The following is an 18,663-nucleotide window of genomic DNA, read 5'->3' on the forward strand; positions in this document are numbered from 1 at the left end:
GGCTCAGAACTGCGGATTCTTTTCCCATACCGGCCTCGCGCGGCAATAGACCGCATAGCGCTCGTGGGCGATGCGGTAGAACGGCACCAGGGTCAGCGGGCCCTGCAGGCCGTCGGCCTCGAACACCAGCTCCTGGCCTTGGCGCTTGCGCGCCCACAGCTGTTCCGGCGCGAAGTACACCGCCGGCAGCTGGCGGCCGACGATCCGGTTCAACGACGGCCGCTGGTCGGACACGTGCAGCTGCGCCGGATCGATGCCGTCGCTGCCCAGCTGCGCGGCCAGCACCAGCGGGCCGTACATCATCGCCTGCAGGCTGGGTTCGTCGGGCAGCGGCGCGGCGTGCAGCGCCATCGGCAGGTCCAGCTCGATGCGGTCGCCGTCGGCGAAACGGCGTTCCACCTTCAGGTAGCTGCCCGGTGTCGCCTCGACCGCCTGCGCCTTGCCGTTGATGCGCAGGCGCACGCCCCGGGTCGCCCAGTAGGGAATGCGCAGACGCAGCGTCATCCGCTGCGCGCGCTTGCACTGGAACTCCAGCACGGTGCCTTCCTGCTGCGGAAAGCGGGTGCGCTGGGTCACGCGCAGGCCGCGCTCGGGCCAGTCCAGCTGCGAGGCGATGAACAGGTTGACGGTGAGCCCGGCGTCGTCGCGGAAGTAGATGCTGTCGTTGCTCTTGGCGAACTCCTCCACGCCGGTGCCGGTGCAGCACCAGAACGAGGCGAACGGGGTGTTGTACAGCTTCCAGTACCCGGCATCCATCGGCACGAAGTACATCATCATGCCGGCTTCGTCCTGGGTGCCCAGGCGCGCGTTGAACAGCACGCGCTCGTAGTAGTCCATCAGCGCCGCGTCCGGCTGCCAGGTGTACAGGTGGCGGGTCAGCTTGAGCATGTTGTAGCTGCAGCAGCATTCGTGGCTGTGCCCGCTCAGGCGCCCGGCGAAGTGGTCGGGCTTGCCGAACATCTCGAAGTCGCTGGTGCCGCCGGTGCAATAGGCATGGTGGCCGCTGACCGTGCGCCAGAAGAATTCGGCGATCTGCCGCTGGCGCGGCTCGCCGCCGATCTCGTAGGCGCGCGCGGCGGCGACGATCTTCGGGATCTGGGTGTTGGCGTGCAACCCGGCCAGCGCGTCGCGACCCTGCGCCAGCGGCTCGAGCAGCGAGGCCTGCTCGTAGCGTGCGGCCCAGCGCCGGTACTTGTCGTCGCCGCTGAGCAGGTACAGCTCCAGCAGCGACTCGTGCACGCCGCCGAACTCCACGCCGAGGATGCGCTGCCACTGCGCGTCGTCGAAACCGTCCATCCACGCGCCCAGCCAGTCGGCGAAGCGCTGCGCGGTGCGCAGCGCCTGCGCGTTGCCGGCGTGGCGGGCCATGTCCAGGTGCCCGGCCAGGATCTTGTGCGCGGTGTAGATCGGCACCCACACCTCCTCGCGGCGGCCGAGCCGGTCGTAGAACGAGGACGGGTACGCGCCGAGGTAGCCGTCCGCGCGCTGGCAGCGCGCCAGCTCGGCGACCAGCGCATCGGCCTTGTCCTTCAGCGCGGCGTCGCCAGTGGCCGCGTACAGCAGCGCACAGGCCGACAGGTAGTGGCCGCCGGCGAAATGCCCGCGGATCTCGCAGTGCGGCGACTCCCAGCCGCCCAGCGGCTCGGCCTGGGAGTCCAGGCCCGCGGTGAGCCGGAAAGTGTGCAGCAGGCGCTCGTTGGGAATGGACATCAGGTAGCGGCGGTCGCGCTCGCGCGCCTGCAGGAACGGGCCGTCGAGCAGTTGCACCTGGCCCATGGCGAACGGCTGCTCGCGCAGCTGCACGGACGGCTGCCGTTTCGCCGCCGCCGGCTCGGCCGGTGGCGTCAGGGCCAGCGCATCCCCATGCGCCAGCACCCCCAGCGCGGCCAGCGAAGCGCCGCCGTACTGGAGGAAATCGCGCCGTGTGCAGGCCAGGCCTGGATCCTCATGCTCCGTCATGCGTCCGCTCCCGATTCCGGCATGCGCCGGGTCAATAGGCGCTGCAGCAGGCAGAACACCAGCAGCAGCGCGCCGATGACGATGCGTGTCCACCACGAGCTGAGCGTGCCGTCGAACACGATCAGGGTCTGGATCACGCCCAGGATCAGCACGCCGAACAGCGTGCCGATCACGTAGCCGCTGCCGCCGGCCAGCAGGGTGCCGCCGATCACCACCGCGGCGATCGCGTCCAGCTCCAGGCCCAGCGCATGCAGGCTGTAGCCGGACAGCATGTAGAACGTGCACACCACCCCGGCCAGCGCCGAGCAGAACCCGCTGAAGGCATAGACCTTGACCTGGGTGGCGGCCACCGGCAGGCCCATCAGCCGCGCCGAGACTTCGCTGCCGCCCAGCGCGTACACGCTGCGGCCGAAGCGCGTGCAGTGCGCCAGCCACGCGCCCAGCGCCACCGTGGCCAGCGCGATCAGCGCGCCGACCGACAGCGAGGCGCCGGCGCCGATCGGCACGCGGAACTGGGCGATGGCCACGTACAGCGCATCGTCGATCGGGATCGAATCGACGCTGATCAGGTAGCTGGCGCCGCGCGCCAGGAACATGCCGGCCAGGGTCACCACGAACGGCTGCAGCCGGTAGCGCTGGATCAGCATGCCCATGAACGCGCCGAACAGCGCACCGAGCAGCAGCACCAGCGGGATCGCCGCCAGCGGCGACCAACCGTGGCGCTGCACCAGCGAGGCCGACAGCACCGTGGTGAAGGCGATCACCGCGCCCACCGACAGGTCGATGCCGCCGCTGAGGATCACGAAGGTCATGCCGACCGCGGCGATGCACAGGAAGGCGTTGTCGATCAGCAGATTGGCGAACACCTGCGGCGACAGGAAGCCGTCGTAGAGCGCACCGCCGGCGCCGATCATGGCCACGAACAGGGCCACGGTGATCGCCAGCGGCAGGCGCGCGCCGTGCAGCAGCGTGCCGGCGCGGCGCAGGCCGCGCGCGTTCTCGATCGGTGCGCCGGTCGCGCTCATCGGCGCGCTCCCGGTTCCGGGCGCCGCACCCAGCCGCGCACGTTGGCGCGGAACTGCGGCGACTGCAGCAGCATCACCGCGAACACCAGCAGCGCCTTGATCAGCATGTTGACCTGCGCCGGCACGCCGAGCGCGTAGATCGTCGCGGTCAGGGTCTGGATGATCAGTGCGCCGATCAGGCTGCCGGCCAGGCTGAAGCGGCCGCCGTCGAGCAGCGTGCCGCCCAGTGTCACCGCCAGGATCGCATCCAGCTCCATCAGCTGGCCGGCGTTGTTGGCGTCGGCGCTCTTGACGTTGGAACTGATCAGCAGCCCGGCCAGGCCGGCGCTGAAGGCGCAGAACACGTACAGCAGCACCGCGATCAGCCGCGCCTTGACCCCGGCCACGCGCGCCGCGCGCGGGTTGTGCCCGATCGCACGCACGAACAGGCCCAGCGCGGTGCGCCCGAGCAGCAGCTGCAAGGCCACGAACACCGCCGCGACCACGAACAGCGCGAACGGCAGGCCGAGCAGGAAGCCGTTGCCCAGGTAGAAGTACGGCGGGTAGTAGATGGTCAGGATCTGGCCGTCGCCGATCAGCTGGGCCACGCCGCGCCCGGCCACCATCAGGATCAGCGTGGCGATGATCGGCTGCATGCCGACCTTGACCACCAGCAGCCCGTTCCACAGCCCGCACGCGGCGGCGACCAGCAATGGCGCGGCGATCACCGCCCACAGCGGGAAGCGGCTGTGCTCGCCGCCGCCGATCATCCACGCCGCCACCGTGGCGGCGATCGCCACCACCGCGCCGACCGAGATGTCCAGGCCGCGCACCGCGATCACCAGGGTCATGCCCAGCGCGACCAGCGCCAGCGGCGCGGCGCGGTTGCCGATGTCGACCAGGTTGCCGTACAGGTGCCCGTCGCGCCATTGCAGCGCCAGGAAGCCGGGATTCCACAGGCCGTTGCCGAGCAGCAGCAGCGCCAGCGTCGCCAGCGGCCAGAACAAGGGATGGGCGAGGATGCGCGCCGGCAATCGCGGCGCGCTCGGCGAGGACGTGGCCGCCGCGCTCATGCCGCCGCGCTCCCGGCGATCAGTTCGAACACCGCGCGCTCGCCGCAACCGCCCGGCAGTTCGCCGACCAGGCGCCGTTCGCGCAGCACCGCGATGCGGTCGGCGATGCGCTCGATCTCGGCGACCTCGGCGGAAATGAACAACACCGCCATGCCCTCGCGGGCCAGCGCCAGGATCCGGGTCATGATGTCCTGCTTGGCGGCGATGTCGATGCCGCGGGTGGGTTCGTCGAGGATCAGCAGCCGCGGCCGCGTCGCCAGCCAGCGCGCCAGCACCACTTTCTGCTGGTTGCCGCCGGACAGCAGCCCGACCGGCGTGTCCACGCTGGGGGTCTTGATGCCCAGCACGTCCACGTAGCCCTGCGCGATGCGCAGCTGCTCGGCCAGCGGCAGGAAGCGGCGCAGGCCCATGCGCGCCTGCAGCGCCAGCACGATGTTCTCGCGCACCGACAGCTCGGCGACGATGCCGTCGGTCTTGCGCTCTTCCGGGCACAGCGCCAGGCCGTGGGCGATCGCGTCGGGCGGGCCGCGCAGCGCCACCTCGCGGCCGTCGATGGACACGCGCCCGCAATCGGCGCGGTCCAGGCCGAACAGCAGCCGCGCCAGTTCGGTGCGGCCGGCGCCGAGCAGGCCGGCCAGGCCCAGCACCTGGCCGCGGCGCAGGTGCAGGTCGACCGGATGCAGCTGGCCGCGCCGGCCCAGGCCCTGCGCCTGCAACAGCACCGGCGCGTCCTCGGGCGCCGCGGCGCGCACCGCGGCGGCGGCGGCCGCGGCCACGTCGAGTTCGCGCCCGACCATCGCCGCGACCAGCCGCGGCGCCGGCAGGTCGGCGGCCAGGTACTCGCCGACCAGGCGGCCGTTGCGCAGCACGCTGATGCGGTCGGACACCGCGTACACCTGGTCGAGGAAGTGGGTCACGAACAGGATCGCCATGCCCTGCTCGCGCAGCGCACGCATGACCCGGAACAGTTCGGCGACCTCGCCCTCGTCGAGGCTGGAGGTGGGCTCGTCGAGGATCAGCACCCGCGCCGACACGCTCAGCGCGCGCGCGATCGCCACCATCTGCTGCACCGCCACCGGGTAGCTGGACAGCGTGCGGCGCACGTCGATGTCCACGCCCAGGCGCTGCAGGCACGCGCGCGCATCGCCCTCGACGCGGCGCCAGTCGATGCGCCGCGGCCAGCCCTTGAGCGGATAGCGGCCGGCGAAGATGTTCTCGGCCACCGACAGGTTCGGGCACAGGTTCACTTCCTGGTACACGGTGCTGATGCCCAGCTGCTGCGCCTGCAGCGGCGAGGCCGGGGCGATGGCGTCGCCGCCCAGCGCCATGCGCCCGGCGTCGGGCGCGACCACGCCGGTCAGCAGCTTGATCAGGGTCGACTTGCCGGCGCCGTTCTGGCCCATCAGCGCGTGGATCTCGCCGGCGCGCAGGCACAGCGCCACGTCTTCCAGCGCGGCGACGCCGGCGTAGGCTTTGCTCAGGCCCTGCGCGTGCAGCACGATGGGGATCATCGGCGGCGCTCCGTCAGTACTTGCGCTTGGGCAGCTCGGCGGCGGCCTGCTCCTGGGTATAGACCGATTCTTCGACCACGATGCGCTTGGGCAGCGGCTTGCCGGCCTTGACGTCGCGAATCGCCTGCACCAGCTGCGGGCCGAGCAGCGGATTGCATTCGACGGTGACGTTGAGCTTGCCGGCCTGCATCGCCTCGAACGCGCCCTTCACCCCGTCGATCGAGATCACCAGGATGTCCTTGCCCGGCTTCAGCCCGGCCTCCTCGATCGCCTGGATCGCGCCGATCGCCATGTCGTCGTTGTGCGCGTACAGCACGTCGATGTTGCGTCCTTCCGACTTCAGGAACGCCTCCATCACTTCCTTGCCCTTGGCGCGGGTGAAGTCGCCGCTCTGCGAGCGCACCACCTGGAAGCGCGGGTTGGCGGCGATGACTTCCTTGAAGCCTTTCATGCGGTCGATCGCCGGCGCCGAGCCGACCGTGCCCTGCAGTTCGACGATGCGCACCGGCGTGTCGCCGTCCTTCAGCGGCGACTGCTGCTGCAGCCAGCGCCCGGCCTTGCGGCCTTCCTCGACGAAGTCCGAGCCGATCAGGGTGACGTACAGGCTGTCGTCGGACACCTTGACCGCGCGGTCGGTCAGCACCACCGGGATGTTGGCGGCCTTGGCCTCGCGCAGCACGGTCTCCCAGCCGGATTCGACCACCGGCGAGAACGCGATCACGTCCACGCGCTGGGCGATGAACGAACGCAGCGCCTTGATCTGGTTCTCCTGCTTCTGCTGCGCATCGGAGAACTTCAGCTTCATGCCGGCCTGCTCGATCGCCTGCTTCACCGAGGCGGTGTTGGCGGTGCGCCATTCGCTCTCGGCGCCGACCTGGCTGAAGCCGACGGTGATCTGGCTCTGCTTGCCGGCCATCTCCTTGCCACCGCCGGAACACGCGGCCAACGCCGCCCCCAGCAGCACCGCCAGACCCAACGCTGCCGCACGCACACCCGACTTCCGCATAACCCCTCCTCGTTCGTTGCACGCTGGCGGCCGCGCGGCCTTCGCGCCGCGGCGGCCGCCCACCCTCCCAGGCCGGCGCGCGAGTGGATCGATCAGTTCATCCCGCGAATGTATAGGCCGTCTTGACCGTCGTATAGAACTCCACCGCATAGCGGCCCTGTTCGCGCGGGCCGTAGCTGGAGGCCTTGCGCCCGCCGAACGGCACGTGCGGGTCGACCCCGGCGGTGGGCAGGTTGACCATCACCATGCCGGCCTGCGCGTGCCGCTTGAAATGCGTGGCGTGCTTGAGCGAGCGCGTGGCGATGCCGGCGCACAGGCCGAATTCGGTGTCGTTGGCCAGCGCCAGCGCATGCTCGTAGTCGTCGGCCGGCATCACCGCCGCGACCGGGCCGAACACTTCCTCGCGCGCAATGCGATGCTGCGGCTGCGCGGCGATCAGCGCCGGACGCATGTAGTGGCCCCGGTGCTCGCACTCCAGCGCGTCGCCGCCGTACAGCAGTTCGGCGCCCTCTTCCTGGGCGATGCGCACGTAGTCGCGGTCCTGCGCGAACTGGCCGGCGCTGGCGACCGGGCCGATGTCGATGCCCGGGGTCAGCGCATGGCCGATCTTCAGCGTGGCCAGGCGCTTGGCCACGCGCGCGACGAATTCGTCGTACACCGCGCGCTCCACGATCAAGCGGCTGGAGGCAGTGCAGCGCTGGCCGGTGGAGAAGTAGGCGCCGTTGACCGCGATCTCCACCGCCAGGTCCAGGTCCGCGTCGGCCAGCACCACCAATGGATTCTTGCCGCCCATTTCCAGCTGGATCTTCAGCCCGCGCGCGGCGGCCTGCTTGAGCAGATGGTTGCCGGTGGGCACCGAGCCGGTGAAGCTCAGCGCGTCGATGCCGCGCTCTTCCACCAGCGCCTGGCCGACCGTGCGGCCGCTGCCGATCACCAGGTTGAACGCGCCATCGGGCAGGCCGGCGCGGCTGAGGATCTCGGCCAGCGCCCAGGCGCAGCCGGGCACGATCTCGGCCGGCTTGAACACCACGCTGTTGCCGTAGGCCAGCGCCGGGGCGATCTTCCAGGCCGGGATCGCCAGCGGGAAATTCCACGGCGCGATGATGCCGACCGTGCCGACCGGCTCGCGGGTGATCTCCACGTCCACGCCGGGGCGGGTGGAGGCGAGCTTCTCGCCGGGAATGCGCAGGGCCTCGCCGGCGAAGAACTTGAAGATCTGTCCGGCGCGCGCGGCCTCGCCGATGCTCTCCGGCAGGGTCTTGCCTTCCTCGGACGCCAGCAGCGTGCCCAGTTCCTGCTTGCGCGCCAGGATCTCGCTGCCGACGAAGTCCAGCGCGTCGGCGCGCTGCTGCGGCGTGCTCGCCGCCCACTTGGCCTGCGCCGCGTTGGCCGCGGCGATCGCGCCGCGCACCGCAGCGGCGTCGACGCTGCCGACCTCGCCGACCGGCGCCGACAGGTCGGACGGGTTCTCGTCCGCCGCGACGTCGCTGCCGGCCACCCACTGGCCGTCGATGTAGCTCTGGAAACGCTCGCTCATGCCATTCTCCTGTTCGGTTACAGCGCGCGCACGCCGCCCAGCGCGAACCCGGCCGACACCCGCTGCAGCGGATTGACCAGCGCCGCGCCCAGCTCCGGCAGTTCGATCTCGAAACGGTCGCCCGGTTCGGCCTGCACGCCGTCGGCGAAGCTCAGCGTGGCGGTGCCGAAGAAATGCAGGTGCACGTCGCCGGGCACGCGATGCGCAGCGTACTTGAAGTGGTGGTATTCCAGATTGGCCAGCGAGTGGCACATGTTGGCCTCGCCGGTGACGAAGGGCTTCTCCCAGATCACCGCCTCGCCGCGGCGGATGCGGCTGCTGCCGCGCAGGTCGCGCGGCAGGTCGCCCGTGCGCAGCTCCGGGCCGACCGCACAGGCGCGCAGCTTGGAATGGGCCAGGTACAGATAGTTCTGGCGCTCGGTGACGTGGTCGGAGAATTCGTTGCCCAGCGCGAAGCCGAGCCGGTACGGCACGCCGTCGGCGCCGATCACGTACAGCCCGACCAGTTCCGGTTCCTCGCCGCCGTCCAGCGCGAAGTCCGGCGACGGCAACGGCGCGCCCGGCGCGACCAGGATGCCGCCATCGCCCTTGTAGAACCATTCCGGCTGCGCGCCGGGCTGGCCGTCGCGCGGGATGCCGCCTTCCACGCCGAGCTGGAAGATCTTCATCGAATCGGTGAGCGTGCCCTGGCTGGCCTGCTGCTGCAGGTTCTGGTGCATCGCATCGCGCGTGGCGGCGCTGCCCAGGTGGGTCAGGCCGGTGCCGGTGACGCGGCAATGCGCCGGGTCCGGATGGGTCAGCGGCGACAGCACGCGGTTGTCGGCCAGCAGTTCGGCGTAGTCGAGCACGACGTCGCCGAGCTGGTGCGTGGCGTAGTCGTCCAGGCCGGTGCCGGCGGCCAGCGCGGCGTTGGCCAGCGCGTAGGTCGAACCGACTTCGCGCAGCAAGCGCACCTGGGTGCCGTCCGCCTCCACCACGCCCACGCTGGGGATGCCGGACTCGTCGAGCAGTTGGATCAATCGCATGAATCGGTCGCCTGTCGGAATGCGAAACAGCGGCGCGCGGCAGAAACGCCGACGCGGCGGATGCGGGTTCCATTCTGGCTGGGCGACCGATATGCAACAAATATCGTTTTTGGCTTAATGTATACGAACATTCATATGCATTGGGCCGCCATGCCTGCCGCCACGCCCTGGTTCGTCCGCGCCCGCCTGAAGACCCGGCAATTGATGCTGCTGCTGGCGATCGAGGAGGAAGGCAACATCCATCGCGCCGCCGAGACCTTGAACATGTCGCAGCCGGCCGCGTCGAAGCTGCTGAAGGACCTGGAGGACATGATGGCGGTGCCGCTGTTCGAGCGCCTGCCGCGCGGCATGCGCCCGACCTGGTACGGCGAGGCGATGATCCGCCACGCGCGCATCGCCCTGTCCAGCCTGGGCGAGGCCGGCGCCGAGATCGAGGCGCTGAAGGCCGGCTATTTCGGCAGCGTCAGCGTCGGCGCGATCGCCGGGCCGGCGATGACCCTGCTGCCGGCCGCGCTGGCCCGGGTCACCGAACAGCACCCGTTGCTGCGCGTGGCGCTGCGCGTGGACGGCAGCGACGTGCTGCTGGAGCAGCTGGCGCAGAACAAGCTGGACATCGTGGTGGCGCGGCTGTTCGCGCGCCACGACAAGCGCAACCTGCACTACCAGGCGCTGGCCGAGGAAGAGGTCTGCGCGATCGCCCGCCCCGGCCATCCGCTGCTGGCGCTGCGGCAGCCGGCGCTGCGCGAGCTGGCCGCGGCCGGCTGGATCGTGCCGCCGGACGGCAGCGTGCTGCGCCACCGCTTCGAACTGATGTTCCAGAACGCCGGGCTGGAGCCGCCCAAGCGCGTGGTGGAGACCTCCGCGCTGGTGCTGCTGCCGCAGCTGCTGCGCCACGGCGACTACCTGGCGGTGGTGCCGGTGGACGTGGCCCGGCATTTCGCCGACCACGGCAGCGTGGCGATCGTGCCGGTGGAACTGTCGTGCCGGATGGACGCGTTCGGCATCGTCACCCGCACCGACTGGCTGCTGTCGCCGGGCGCGCGGATCATGCTGCAGGCCCTGCAGGCCGCGGCCGGCCCGGTCTACGGCTACGTCGCCCCGGCCGAGGAGGCGGATGCGCGAACGGAGGGATGATGTCGGGGCTGAAGCCCCTCCTACAGTGCACCCAGCCGACCAACCGCAAGCCCCTTGTGGGAGCGACTTCGGTCGCGACGAGCGAAGCGGCCAACATTCCGTCTTCGGACACCGTCGGGGCTGCAGCCCCTCCACAGCGCACCCAGCCAATCCACCGCAAGTCCCTTGTAGGAGCGGCTTCAGCCGCGACCGAACGAAGCGATCAACATTCTGTCTTCGGACACCGTCGGGCTGAAGCCCCTCCCCACAGCGCACCCAGCCAGTCCGCCGCAAGTCCCTTGTAGGAGCGGCTTCAGCCGCGACCGAACGGAGCCGCGCCCCATGCGCACCGCCAAAGCGTCGGAGCCGAAGCCCTCCCACAGTGCAACCCGCCAGGCAATCGCGACCATCTTGTGGGAGCGACTTCAGTCGCGACGAGCGGAGCCTGGAAGCGCGATCGTTTCAACGATCGGTCGGAGCCCAAGCCCCTCCGACATGTCAGCGATGCACCCGCTCGCTCAGGTCCACCCCGCATCCACCACGAACTCCTGCGCCGTGATCGCGCGCGCCTCGTCCGAGGCCAGGAACAGCGCCATGCGCGCGATGTCCTCCGGCATCACCTTGTCCGGCAGGCACTGGTTGCGCGCCAGTTCGCGCTCGCCGGCCTCGTCCAGCCACAGGGTGACCTGGCGCTCGGTCATCACCCAGCCCGGGGTCAGCACGTTGATGCGGATCCGCGATGCGCCCAGCTCGCGCGCCAGGCCGCGGGTCAGCCCGTTCACCGACGACTTGGCGGTGGCGTACACCGGATAGCCGCCGGTCTTGCTCTGCCAGCCGGTGGAGCCGAGATTGACGATCGAACCGCCGCCGAGCCGCTGCATGCCCGGCACCGCCGCCTGGATCGCGAAGAACGCGGCGCGCTCGTTGATCGCCACGCAGCGCTCCCAGTACTCCGGGGTCACCGCGTCCAGCGCATGCCGGTCGTCGCTGCCGACGTTGTTGAGCAGCACATGGAAGTCGCCCAGCTCGGCGGCCGCCTCGCGCAGCGCCGCCTGCAATGCCGCCACGTCGGTGACGTCGCACCGGCGCCACCACGGCCTGGCCAGGCCGGCCGCGGCCAGCCGCTCGGCCAGCGCCGCGCTGGCCTCGGCGGCCACGTCGACGAAGGCGACCTGCGCGCCCTGCCCGGCGAACGCCTCCACCAGGGCCGCGCCGATGCCCGACCCGCCGCCGGTGATGAAGACGCGGCGCCCCTGCAGGCTGCCGTAGGTTGCGTTGCCGATGCCGGAAGGCGCCGCGCTTGCCGTGTTGTCCATGCCGTTTCGCTCTAGGTGGAGAGGAGTTTCGATATATGAAAACAAATATCCATAGTCAGATATTTGTTATTTTTCATGTATCAATATGCCCGCTAGCATCGCCGACGTAAAGCACCCGGGCGACGCCGCGCAGGCACCGATCCGGCCGATCAGGACTTCAGGATTCCGCCAGCATGGGCTCACCCACCAAACCGGTCCGCCGCAGCCAGGCGTGGTTCGGTCGCGAAGGCAAGCAGGGTTTCTACTACCGCAGCTGGCTCAAGAGCGCAGGCCACCCGCATGACATGTTCGACGGGCGCCCGGTGATCGGCATCTGCAACACCTGGTCGGAACTGACCCCGTGCAACGGCCACCTGCGCGAACTGGCCGAGCACGTCAAACGCGGCGTCTACGAGGCCGGCGGGTTCCCGCTGGAATTCCCGGTGATGTCGCTGGGCGAGACGCAGATGCTGCCCACCGCGATGCTGTTCCGCAACCTGGCCAGCATGGACGTGGAGGAATCGATCCGCGCCAATCCGCTGGACGGCGTGGTGCTGCTGATGGGCTGCGACAAGACCACCCCGTCGCTGCTGATGGGCGCGGCCAGCGTGGACCTGCCGACGATCGGGTTGTCCGGCGGCCCGTCGCTGTCGGGCAACTGGCGCGGGCAGCCGCTGGGCTCGGGCACCGGCGTGATCCAGATGTCGGAGATGGTCCGCGCCGGCACCCTGGCGCAGGACGAATTCGTCGAGGCCGAGGCCTGCATGCAGCGCTCCAAGGGCAGCTGCATGACCATGGGCACCGCCTCGACGATGGCGAGCATGGTCGAGGCGCTGGGCATCTCGCTGCCGGAGAACGCGGCGATCCCGGCGGTCGATTCGCGCCGCGCGCGGCTGGCCCGGCTCAGCGGCCGGCGCATCGTGCAGATGGTGGAGGAAGACCTGCGCATGTCGCAGGTGCTGACCCGGCGCGCGTTCGAGAACGCGATCAAGGTCAACGCGGCGATCGGCGGCTCCACCAACGCGGTGATCCACCTGCTGGCCATCGCCGGGCGCCTGGGCGTGCAGCTGAGCCTGGACGACTGGGACCAGCTGGGGTCGCGGCTGCCGTGCCTGGTCAACCTGAAACCGTCCGGCCAGTACCTGATGGAAGACTTCTACTACGCCGGCGGCTTGCCGGCGGTGATGCGCGAGCTCGGCGCCGAACTGGACCTGGACGCGCTCACCGTCAACGGCCGCACCCTGGGCCAGAACGTGGCCGACGCGCCGTGCTGGAACCGCGACGTCATCCACGCGCTGGACACCCCGTTCCGCGAGCACGCCGGCATCGCCGTGCTGCGCGGCAACCTGGCCCCCGACGGCGCGGTGATCAAGCCTTCGGCCGCCTCGCCGCACCTGCTGCGGCACCGCGGCCGCGCGGTGGTGTTCGAGAGCATCGAGGACATGAAGGCGCGCATCGACGACGAGGCGCTGGACATCGACGCCGACTGCATCATGGTGCTGAAGAACTGCGGCCCGCGCGGCTACCCGGGCATGGCCGAGGTCGGCAACATGCCGCTGCCGCCGAAGCTGCTGCGCGCCGGCGTCACCGACATGGTGCGCATCTCCGACGCGCGCATGAGCGGCACCGCCTACGGCACCGTGGTCCTGCACGCCTCGCCCGAGGCCGCCACCGGCGGCACCCTGGCCCTGGTGCGCGACGGCGACATCATCGAACTGGACGTGCCCGGGCGCTCGCTGCACCTGGAGGTCAGCGACGAGGAACTGCTGCGCCGGCGCAGCGAATGGACTCCGCCGCCGACGCCGCTGCGCGGCTGGAGCAAGCTGTACGTGGAGCACGTGCAGCAGGCGCACCTGGGCGCGGACCTGGATTTCCTGGTCGGCGGCAGCGGCGCCGACGTGGCGCGCGATTCGCACTAGCGGCGCGCTGTTGTAGGAGCGGCGTCAGCCGCGACGGGCTTTACCGATACATCCTGTCGCGGCTGAAGCCGCGCCTACAGGAGACATCCAACCGGCCATGGCGCATGCAGCCATGGTCCTGCACGGAAGCCTTGCCCAGGAACCGGACACGCGCCGGGTCACCGAAACGTCATCAACCGCCTCTAGCCTGCGCCGCATCCAAGGGGGCAAGGCGGGTCGGTGGCGGCACATCCCAAGCGCGCGTGGGCGCGCATGTTCGCGGAACACGGCCCGGTGCTGCGCGGCTTCTTCGTGCGCCGCGGCGCCAACGAGGATGCCGAGGACATGGTGCAGGAAACCTATCTGCGCCTGCTGCGCGCGCACCAGCAGCAGGGCGAGGCGATCGCCAATCCCGAAGCCTATCTGTACACGGTGGCGCTGAACCTGGCGCGCGAGCAGGCCGCGCGGCGCAAGCAGGCGCCGCTGCGGATCGACGAGATGGAACAGTTCTCGCAATTGCTGGCCGCAGGGGACGACGTGGAAGACGCGGCACAGCGCCGTCATCGGCAACAGCGCCTGCAGGTCCTGCTGGCCGGCCTGCCCGCACGCACCCGCGCGGTGCTGGTGATGCAATACCGCGACGGCCTCAGCTACAAGCAGATCGCCGAGCGCATGGGCGTGTCCGCGCACATGGTCAAGAAGCACGTGGTGCGCGGGCTGTCCGCGTGCCGGCGGGCCCTGGCCGACAGCGGGGAAAGCTGGTGAACGAGCCCGCCTTCCCGACCCGCAGCGCCACCGCCGAGGCCGCGCACTGGCACGCGCTGCAACGCATGCAGCCGCTGGACGCCACGCAGCAGGCGCAGCTCATGGACTGGCTGACCGCATCGCCGCTGCACCTGCGCGAATACATGGCGGTGCTGCGCGTGGCCGGCGAACTGGGCGCGGCGCTGCGCGGCATGGACCTGGACGTGGACGCGCTGCTCGATGCCGACCGCCGCGCGGACGCGGCTCCCGCGCCGCGCAACGTGATCGCGCTGCCGCTGCCGCAGCGGCCGCCACGGCACGTGGCGGCGGCGCCTTGCGCCGCGCGCCGCAGCGCGCGCCTGCGCGGCTGGGCCATGGGCCTGTCCGCGGCGCTGTGCGGGGTGGCGGTACTCGCCGGTTGGGCCTGGCCGCGCACGCACACCTACACCACCGCGCACGGCGAGCAGCGCAGCGTGCGGCTGGCCGATCGCAGCGTGGTGCGTCTCAACGCGCAGAGCAGCGTGCGCGCGACCATGACCCCGTGGCGCCGCGAGCTGCAGCTGCTGCAAGGCCAGGCCAGCTTCGTGGTCGCGCCGGATCGGCGCCCGCTGCAGGTGCTGGCGGGCGCGCTGCGGGTCGAGGACATCGGCACCACCTTCGACATCGCCCTGTATCGGCAGCAGGCGCGCATCGACGTGGCCGAGGGCCGCGTCCACGTCTGGCATGCCGATCGCCCGCGGCAGCCGATGCTGGCCGATCTCGGCGCCGGGCAGAGCGCGCGCATCGATGCCGCCACCGGCAAGGTCGAACTGGCCAGTGAGGACGTCGCCGCCATGCATGCCTGGTGGCAACGCCGCATCGTGTTCCGCGACGAGCCGCTGGCCAACGTGGCCGAGGATTTCAATCGCTTCAACCACACCCGCCTGCTGATCGACGATGCCGCCGCGGGGGCGATGCGCCTGACCGGCAACCTGCGCGGCGACGACATCGCCTCGCTGCGCACCTTCCTCGCCAGCCAGCCGACGCTGCGCGTCACCGCCGGCGCCGACGCGATCCGGGTCGGCAGCCGCGCCGCACCGCCGCAGGCCGCGCACTAGCGCGACGCCGATCGCCGAACGCGGCGGCCAACCTTGCGCGCAGCTGCGGAGCCTGCGCCCATCGTGTGGTTTACAAAAGGACTGACGGATCGCCAAGGGCTTCGCACCCCTGCACAAACGGAACGCCGCTCGTCGTACGAGCGCCGTTCCAGCGACCCGGATCGTCTCGCCATTGCACACGCGACAGGCATGCGGGCGACGCCAGTACGCCGACATCCCGCGCATCGCAGCCGCTCATGCATCGGGAACAGGGATCCCGGCTCCCGGCTCCCGGCTTCAGCACCGGCATCGCAGCGGCGCATTACGCCACGCCGCATGCGCGCCGATGCAGCGACAGCAGCCGGGTCGCAGGACCCGGCCGCCGCACGCTCGGCCCGCGCCTCAGGCCTGCTTCGGATCCGGGCCGTAGGCGTTGGCGCCCTTGGTGCCTTCCATGAACATGAAGACCAGCACCACCACGCCACCCAGGTAGGGAATCAGGCCCAGCAGCACGTACCAGCCGGACTTGCCCTGGTCGTGGAAGCGGCGCACCTGCACCGCGATCGACGGCACCAGCACCGCCAGCGAGTACAGGCCCAGCAGCACGATCGCCACCAGCGACAGCGCACTGGTGCCGTTCTGGCCGCCCACGCCGCCGCCGACACCCATCAACACCATCAGCACGGTGATCACCACGATGTTCAACAGCGTGAACATCCAATACTCCTTACGCCGCGAACGCCCGGAAAAATCCGCGTAGCGCTTGAGCGGCATCAACATCCATTCCATTGTGTTTCCCTTTTTCTTGAACCGCTGCCTCACTGCAGCGGGCGGCATGGTGGCATAAACGCCGCCGCATGGAAACGCTTACAACGCGGTACCAGCCGGCGGTCGCGGGCCGCTACTCGCTTGCCGCTTCCAGCGCCTGCGCCAGGCGCTCCACCGCGATCACTTCCATGCCCTTGACCACGCCCGTCTTCGGCGCATTGGCCTTGGGCACGATGGCGCGCTTGAAGCCGTGCGTGGCCGCTTCGCGCAGCCGGTCCTCGCCGTTGGGCACCGGGCGGATCTCGCCGGACAGGCCGACCTCGCCGAAGGCGATGGTCTTCTCCGCCAGCGCGCGGTCGCGCAGCGAGGACAGCACCGCCAGCAGCACCGGCAGGTCGGCCGCGGTCTCCTGCACGCGGATGCCGCCGACCACGTTGACGAACACGTCCTGGTCGCCGACCACGATGCCGCCGTGCCGGTGCAGCACCGCCAGCAGCATCGCCAGCCGGTTCTGTTCCAGGCCCACCGCCACCCGCCGCGGGTTGGACAGCGGCGAGGCATCCACCAGCGCCTGCACTTCCACCATCAGCGGCCGCGTGCCCTCGCGCGTCACCATCACGCAGCTGCCGGGCTGGTTGGCGCTGCTGCCGGACAGGAAGATCGCCGACGGGTTGGACACTTCCTTCAGCCCCTTCTCGCCCATCGCGAACACGCCCAGTTCGTTGACCGCGCCGAAGCGGTTCTTGAACGCGCGCAGCAGGCGGAAGCGGCTGCCGCTCTCACCCTCGAAATACAGCACCGCATCGACCATGTGCTCGAGCACGCGCGGCCCGGCGATGCCGCCCTCCTTGGTCACGTGGCCGACCAGGAACACCGCGGTGCCGGTCTCCTTGGCATAGCGCACCAGTCGCGCCGCGCTCTCGCGCACCTGGCTGACCGAACCGGGCGCGGCGGTCAGCGACTCGGTCCACAGGGTCTGCACCGAATCGGCCACGATCAGCTTGGGCCGCGCCGCGCTGGCATGCTGCAGGATCTGCTCGATGCCGGTCTCGGCCAGCGCATTGAGGCCGTCCAGCGGCAGGTCCAGGCGCACCGCGCGGCCGGCGACCTGCGCCAGCGACTCCTCGCCGGTCACGTACAGCACCGGCAGCGTGCCGGCCATCTTGGCCAGCGCCTGCAGCAGCAGCGTCGACTTGCCGATGCCCGGGTCGCCGCCGATCAGCACCACCGCGCCTTCGACCAGGCCGCCGCCGAGCACCCGGTCGAACTCGCCGATGCCGGTGGACACGCGCGCCTGGTCGCGATGCTCCACGTCCTTGAGCGCGGTGATCTTCGGCGTCTCGGCCTTGCCGGCCCAGCCGCTGCGCCGCGCCGCGGCCGGCGCCTTGGCCGCCGACGCGCTTTCCAGCACGATCTCGCTCAGCGAATTCCATGCGCCGCACTCGGTGCACTGGCCCTGCCACTTGGTGTATTCGGCGCCGCAGTCGCCGCACACATAGGCCGTTTTCGCCTTCGCCATCTCGCTGTTTCCGGTTGCCGTGATGCACCAGCATAGTGGCTGGCGGTCTCAGGTTGCGCGACAGGATGCGGGCCACCGCCAGCAACGCCCGCCGCGATGCGCGCGGCGCGGCAGGTCCCGCGCCGCGTAGATGCCCATGCGCCGGGTATCGACGTCGCGCAGGTTCCCGGGTCAGCGATGTCCCTCGTGGCCACGATTCGCGCAACGCAGCGTGTGCTTCGCAGCACATGGCTGCCAAGCACAAATGCGGCGCGGGCCGGATCCGACCGGCGCAGGACGTCACGTCGGTCACGCCCATCGCGGTCGGTCCTTCACCGCACCATGCGCAGCGCCATCGTTGCGGCGCAGCACTCCTTTCACGCCGCGCTGCATTTGCCGATTTAGCATCGGCCCAGGAGCGGCGGTGCCCGTCACTGGATCGTGTCGGCATCGGGCAAGGCACGGCCGCTCTGCGTCGCTCCCGTCCAGCGGGGCGCCACATCGCACCTACCAAACGGACGAGGCTACCCATGCGATATCTCACCCTGATGCTGTTCACCCTGCTCGCGCTCGGCTATGCGGGCGCAGCCCGCGCCGACGGCTGCGGCGGCAACCTGATCGACCACAAGCCCGTGCGCATCGGCGGCGAAAAGGTCGGCGAGCTGCAGCTGTACTACAACGGCGGCAACGGCAAGAACTGCGCGGTGTTCGCGCACGCCGGCCCGACCTGGGGCAAGGCTTTGACCACCAGCGTGGAGGTCTACGTGTGCAAGCCCAACAAGAACAACTGCGGCGTGTGGCAATGGGATCCGTGGTGGGACCGCGACGACGGCACCTATTCCTACCAGGCCGGCCCGGTGCGCATCGACGGCCGCAACAAGTGCGTGCAGTCGATCGGCTACATCGACTACAGGGGCCAGACCGGCATCGCCGTGTCGGATGTGCATTGCCGCTAGCAGGCCTTTCCCGATACCGCTCGCGCGCCCTGTAGGCGCGGCTTCAGCCGCGACACGCGTACCGATAGTGCCTGTCGCGGCTGAAGCCGCTCCTGCAGAAGCAATGCAAGCACATCAGCGCCTGACCTTCACCGCCGCGTGCGAGCGGCGGCTGCGCGCTTGTGATCACGCAGCCGATGCAGACCGTGCCGCGGCGCGCG

15 protein-coding genes are annotated in these 18,663 nt (G+C 70.3%); 5 read left to right on the forward strand and 10 right to left on the reverse strand.

Annotation, left to right across the window (positions count from 1 at the left end):
* Window positions 1-3 precede the first annotated feature (3 nt).
* The 7 genes from OCJ37_RS14015 to araD1 form a co-directional block, all read right to left on the reverse strand.
* Complete coding sequence (locus OCJ37_RS14015; protein WP_263110210.1) at window positions 4-1,959, reverse strand: beta-L-arabinofuranosidase domain-containing protein; 1,956 nt, start codon at window positions 1,957-1,959, stop codon at window positions 4-6.
* Window positions 1,956-2,984, reverse strand: a complete 1,029-nt coding sequence (yjfF, locus tag OCJ37_RS14020; RefSeq protein ID WP_263110211.1) for a galactofuranose ABC transporter, permease protein YjfF — start codon at window positions 2,982-2,984, stop codon at window positions 1,956-1,958. The genes OCJ37_RS14015 and yjfF overlap by 4 nt, the downstream gene beginning before the upstream one ends.
* Window positions 2,981-4,036: an ABC transporter permease gene (locus OCJ37_RS14025; protein ID WP_263110213.1), complete on the reverse strand. Its 1,056-nt coding sequence runs from the start codon at window positions 4,034-4,036 to the stop codon at window positions 2,981-2,983. Before OCJ37_RS14025 ends, yjfF begins: the two co-directional genes overlap by 4 nt.
* Window positions 4,033-5,547 (reverse strand): sugar ABC transporter ATP-binding protein, encoded by a 1,515-nt coding sequence (locus OCJ37_RS14030; protein WP_263110214.1) that lies wholly within the window; start codon window positions 5,545-5,547, stop codon window positions 4,033-4,035. The genes OCJ37_RS14025 and OCJ37_RS14030 overlap by 4 nt, the downstream gene beginning before the upstream one ends.
* Before the next feature lie 13 nt (window positions 5,548-5,560).
* Window positions 5,561-6,553 carry an ABC transporter substrate-binding protein gene (locus OCJ37_RS14035; protein WP_263110215.1) on the reverse strand — a complete coding sequence of 331 codons (993 nt, stop codon included), beginning with the start codon at window positions 6,551-6,553 and terminating at the stop codon, window positions 5,561-5,563.
* Window positions 6,554-6,650: 97 nt separating this feature from the next.
* Window positions 6,651-8,090 (reverse strand): aldehyde dehydrogenase family protein, encoded by a 1,440-nt coding sequence (locus OCJ37_RS14040; RefSeq protein WP_263110217.1) that lies wholly within the window; start codon window positions 8,088-8,090, stop codon window positions 6,651-6,653.
* A gap of 17 nt (window positions 8,091-8,107) precedes the next feature.
* The gene (gene araD1, locus OCJ37_RS14045; protein ID WP_263110218.1) at window positions 8,108-9,115 is read right to left on the reverse strand and encodes an AraD1 family protein; all 1,008 of its coding nucleotides are present in this window, start codon (window positions 9,113-9,115) and stop codon (window positions 8,108-8,110) included.
* A gap of 150 nt (window positions 9,116-9,265) precedes the next feature.
* On the opposite strand from araD1, the gene OCJ37_RS14050 reads away from it, so the two are divergent.
* Window positions 9,266-10,249 carry a LysR substrate-binding domain-containing protein gene (locus OCJ37_RS14050; protein WP_263110220.1) on the forward strand — a complete coding sequence of 328 codons (984 nt, stop codon included), beginning with the start codon at window positions 9,266-9,268 and terminating at the stop codon, window positions 10,247-10,249.
* A gap of 497 nt (window positions 10,250-10,746) precedes the next feature.
* On the opposite strand, the gene OCJ37_RS14055 is transcribed toward OCJ37_RS14050, so the two are convergent.
* On the reverse strand, window positions 10,747-11,544 hold the full coding sequence (locus tag OCJ37_RS14055; protein WP_263110222.1) for an SDR family NAD(P)-dependent oxidoreductase: 798 nt from the start codon (window positions 11,542-11,544) through the stop codon (window positions 10,747-10,749).
* A 173-nt stretch (window positions 11,545-11,717) separates the two neighbouring features.
* Between OCJ37_RS14055 and OCJ37_RS14060 the strand changes: the two genes are divergently transcribed.
* From OCJ37_RS14060 to OCJ37_RS14070, 3 genes are all read left to right on the forward strand, one after another.
* Window positions 11,718-13,442 (forward strand): IlvD/Edd family dehydratase, encoded by a 1,725-nt coding sequence (locus OCJ37_RS14060; RefSeq protein WP_263110224.1) that lies wholly within the window; start codon window positions 11,718-11,720, stop codon window positions 13,440-13,442.
* A gap of 219 nt (window positions 13,443-13,661) precedes the next feature.
* A complete protein-coding gene (locus tag OCJ37_RS14065) occupies window positions 13,662-14,186 on the forward strand; it encodes an RNA polymerase sigma factor (RefSeq protein WP_263110225.1) in 525 nt (174 codons plus the stop codon).
* A gap of 65 nt (window positions 14,187-14,251) precedes the next feature.
* Window positions 14,252-15,262, forward strand: a complete 1,011-nt coding sequence (locus OCJ37_RS14070) for a FecR family protein (protein ID WP_263113695.1) — start codon at window positions 14,252-14,254, stop codon at window positions 15,260-15,262.
* Window positions 15,263-15,643: 381 nt separating this feature from the next.
* Here the strand turns inward: OCJ37_RS14070 and OCJ37_RS14075 are convergent, their stop codons facing one another.
* Window positions 15,644-16,030, reverse strand: a complete 387-nt coding sequence (locus tag OCJ37_RS14075; RefSeq protein WP_263110227.1) for a DUF805 domain-containing protein — start codon at window positions 16,028-16,030, stop codon at window positions 15,644-15,646.
* 112 nt (window positions 16,031-16,142) lie between these two features.
* Window positions 16,143-17,528 carry a DNA repair protein RadA gene (gene radA, locus OCJ37_RS14080; protein ID WP_263110228.1) on the reverse strand — a complete coding sequence of 462 codons (1,386 nt, stop codon included), beginning with the start codon at window positions 17,526-17,528 and terminating at the stop codon, window positions 16,143-16,145.
* Window positions 17,529-18,037: 509 nt separating this feature from the next.
* On the opposite strand from radA, the gene OCJ37_RS14085 reads away from it, so the two are divergent.
* A complete protein-coding gene (locus tag OCJ37_RS14085) occupies window positions 18,038-18,463 on the forward strand; it encodes a hypothetical protein (protein WP_263110230.1) in 426 nt (141 codons plus the stop codon).
* Window positions 18,464-18,663: the final 200 nt, after the last annotated feature.

The organism is Xanthomonas sp. AM6 (assembly GCF_025665335.1).
Lineage (GTDB): Bacteria > Pseudomonadota > Gammaproteobacteria > Xanthomonadales > Xanthomonadaceae > Xanthomonas_A.

Coding starts and splice junctions, on each gene's coding strand:
- OCJ37_RS14015 (WP_263110210.1), bottom strand. CDS start 1,959: ATGACGGAGCATGAGGATCCAGGCCTGGCCTGCACACGGCGCGATTTC.
- yjfF (WP_263110211.1), bottom strand. CDS start 2,984: ATGAGCGCGACCGGCGCACCGATCGAGAACGCGCGCGGCCTGCGCCGC.
- OCJ37_RS14025 (WP_263110213.1), bottom strand. CDS start 4,036: ATGAGCGCGGCGGCCACGTCCTCGCCGAGCGCGCCGCGATTGCCGGCG.
- OCJ37_RS14030 (WP_263110214.1), bottom strand. CDS start 5,547: ATGATCCCCATCGTGCTGCACGCGCAGGGCCTGAGCAAAGCCTACGCC.
- OCJ37_RS14035 (WP_263110215.1), bottom strand. CDS start 6,553: ATGCGGAAGTCGGGTGTGCGTGCGGCAGCGTTGGGTCTGGCGGTGCTG.
- OCJ37_RS14040 (WP_263110217.1), bottom strand. CDS start 8,090: ATGAGCGAGCGTTTCCAGAGCTACATCGACGGCCAGTGGGTGGCCGGC.
- araD1 (WP_263110218.1), bottom strand. CDS start 9,115: ATGCGATTGATCCAACTGCTCGACGAGTCCGGCATCCCCAGCGTGGGC.
- OCJ37_RS14050 (WP_263110220.1), top strand. CDS start 9,266: ATGCCTGCCGCCACGCCCTGGTTCGTCCGCGCCCGCCTGAAGACCCGG.
- OCJ37_RS14055 (WP_263110222.1), bottom strand. CDS start 11,544: ATGGACAACACGGCAAGCGCGGCGCCTTCCGGCATCGGCAACGCAACC.
- OCJ37_RS14060 (WP_263110224.1), top strand. CDS start 11,718: ATGGGCTCACCCACCAAACCGGTCCGCCGCAGCCAGGCGTGGTTCGGT.
- OCJ37_RS14070 (WP_263113695.1), top strand. CDS start 14,252: ATGCAGCCGCTGGACGCCACGCAGCAGGCGCAGCTCATGGACTGGCTG.
- OCJ37_RS14075 (WP_263110227.1), bottom strand. CDS start 16,030: ATGGAATGGATGTTGATGCCGCTCAAGCGCTACGCGGATTTTTCCGGG.
- radA (WP_263110228.1), bottom strand. CDS start 17,528: ATGGCGAAGGCGAAAACGGCCTATGTGTGCGGCGACTGCGGCGCCGAA.
- OCJ37_RS14085 (WP_263110230.1), top strand. CDS start 18,038: ATGCGATATCTCACCCTGATGCTGTTCACCCTGCTCGCGCTCGGCTAT.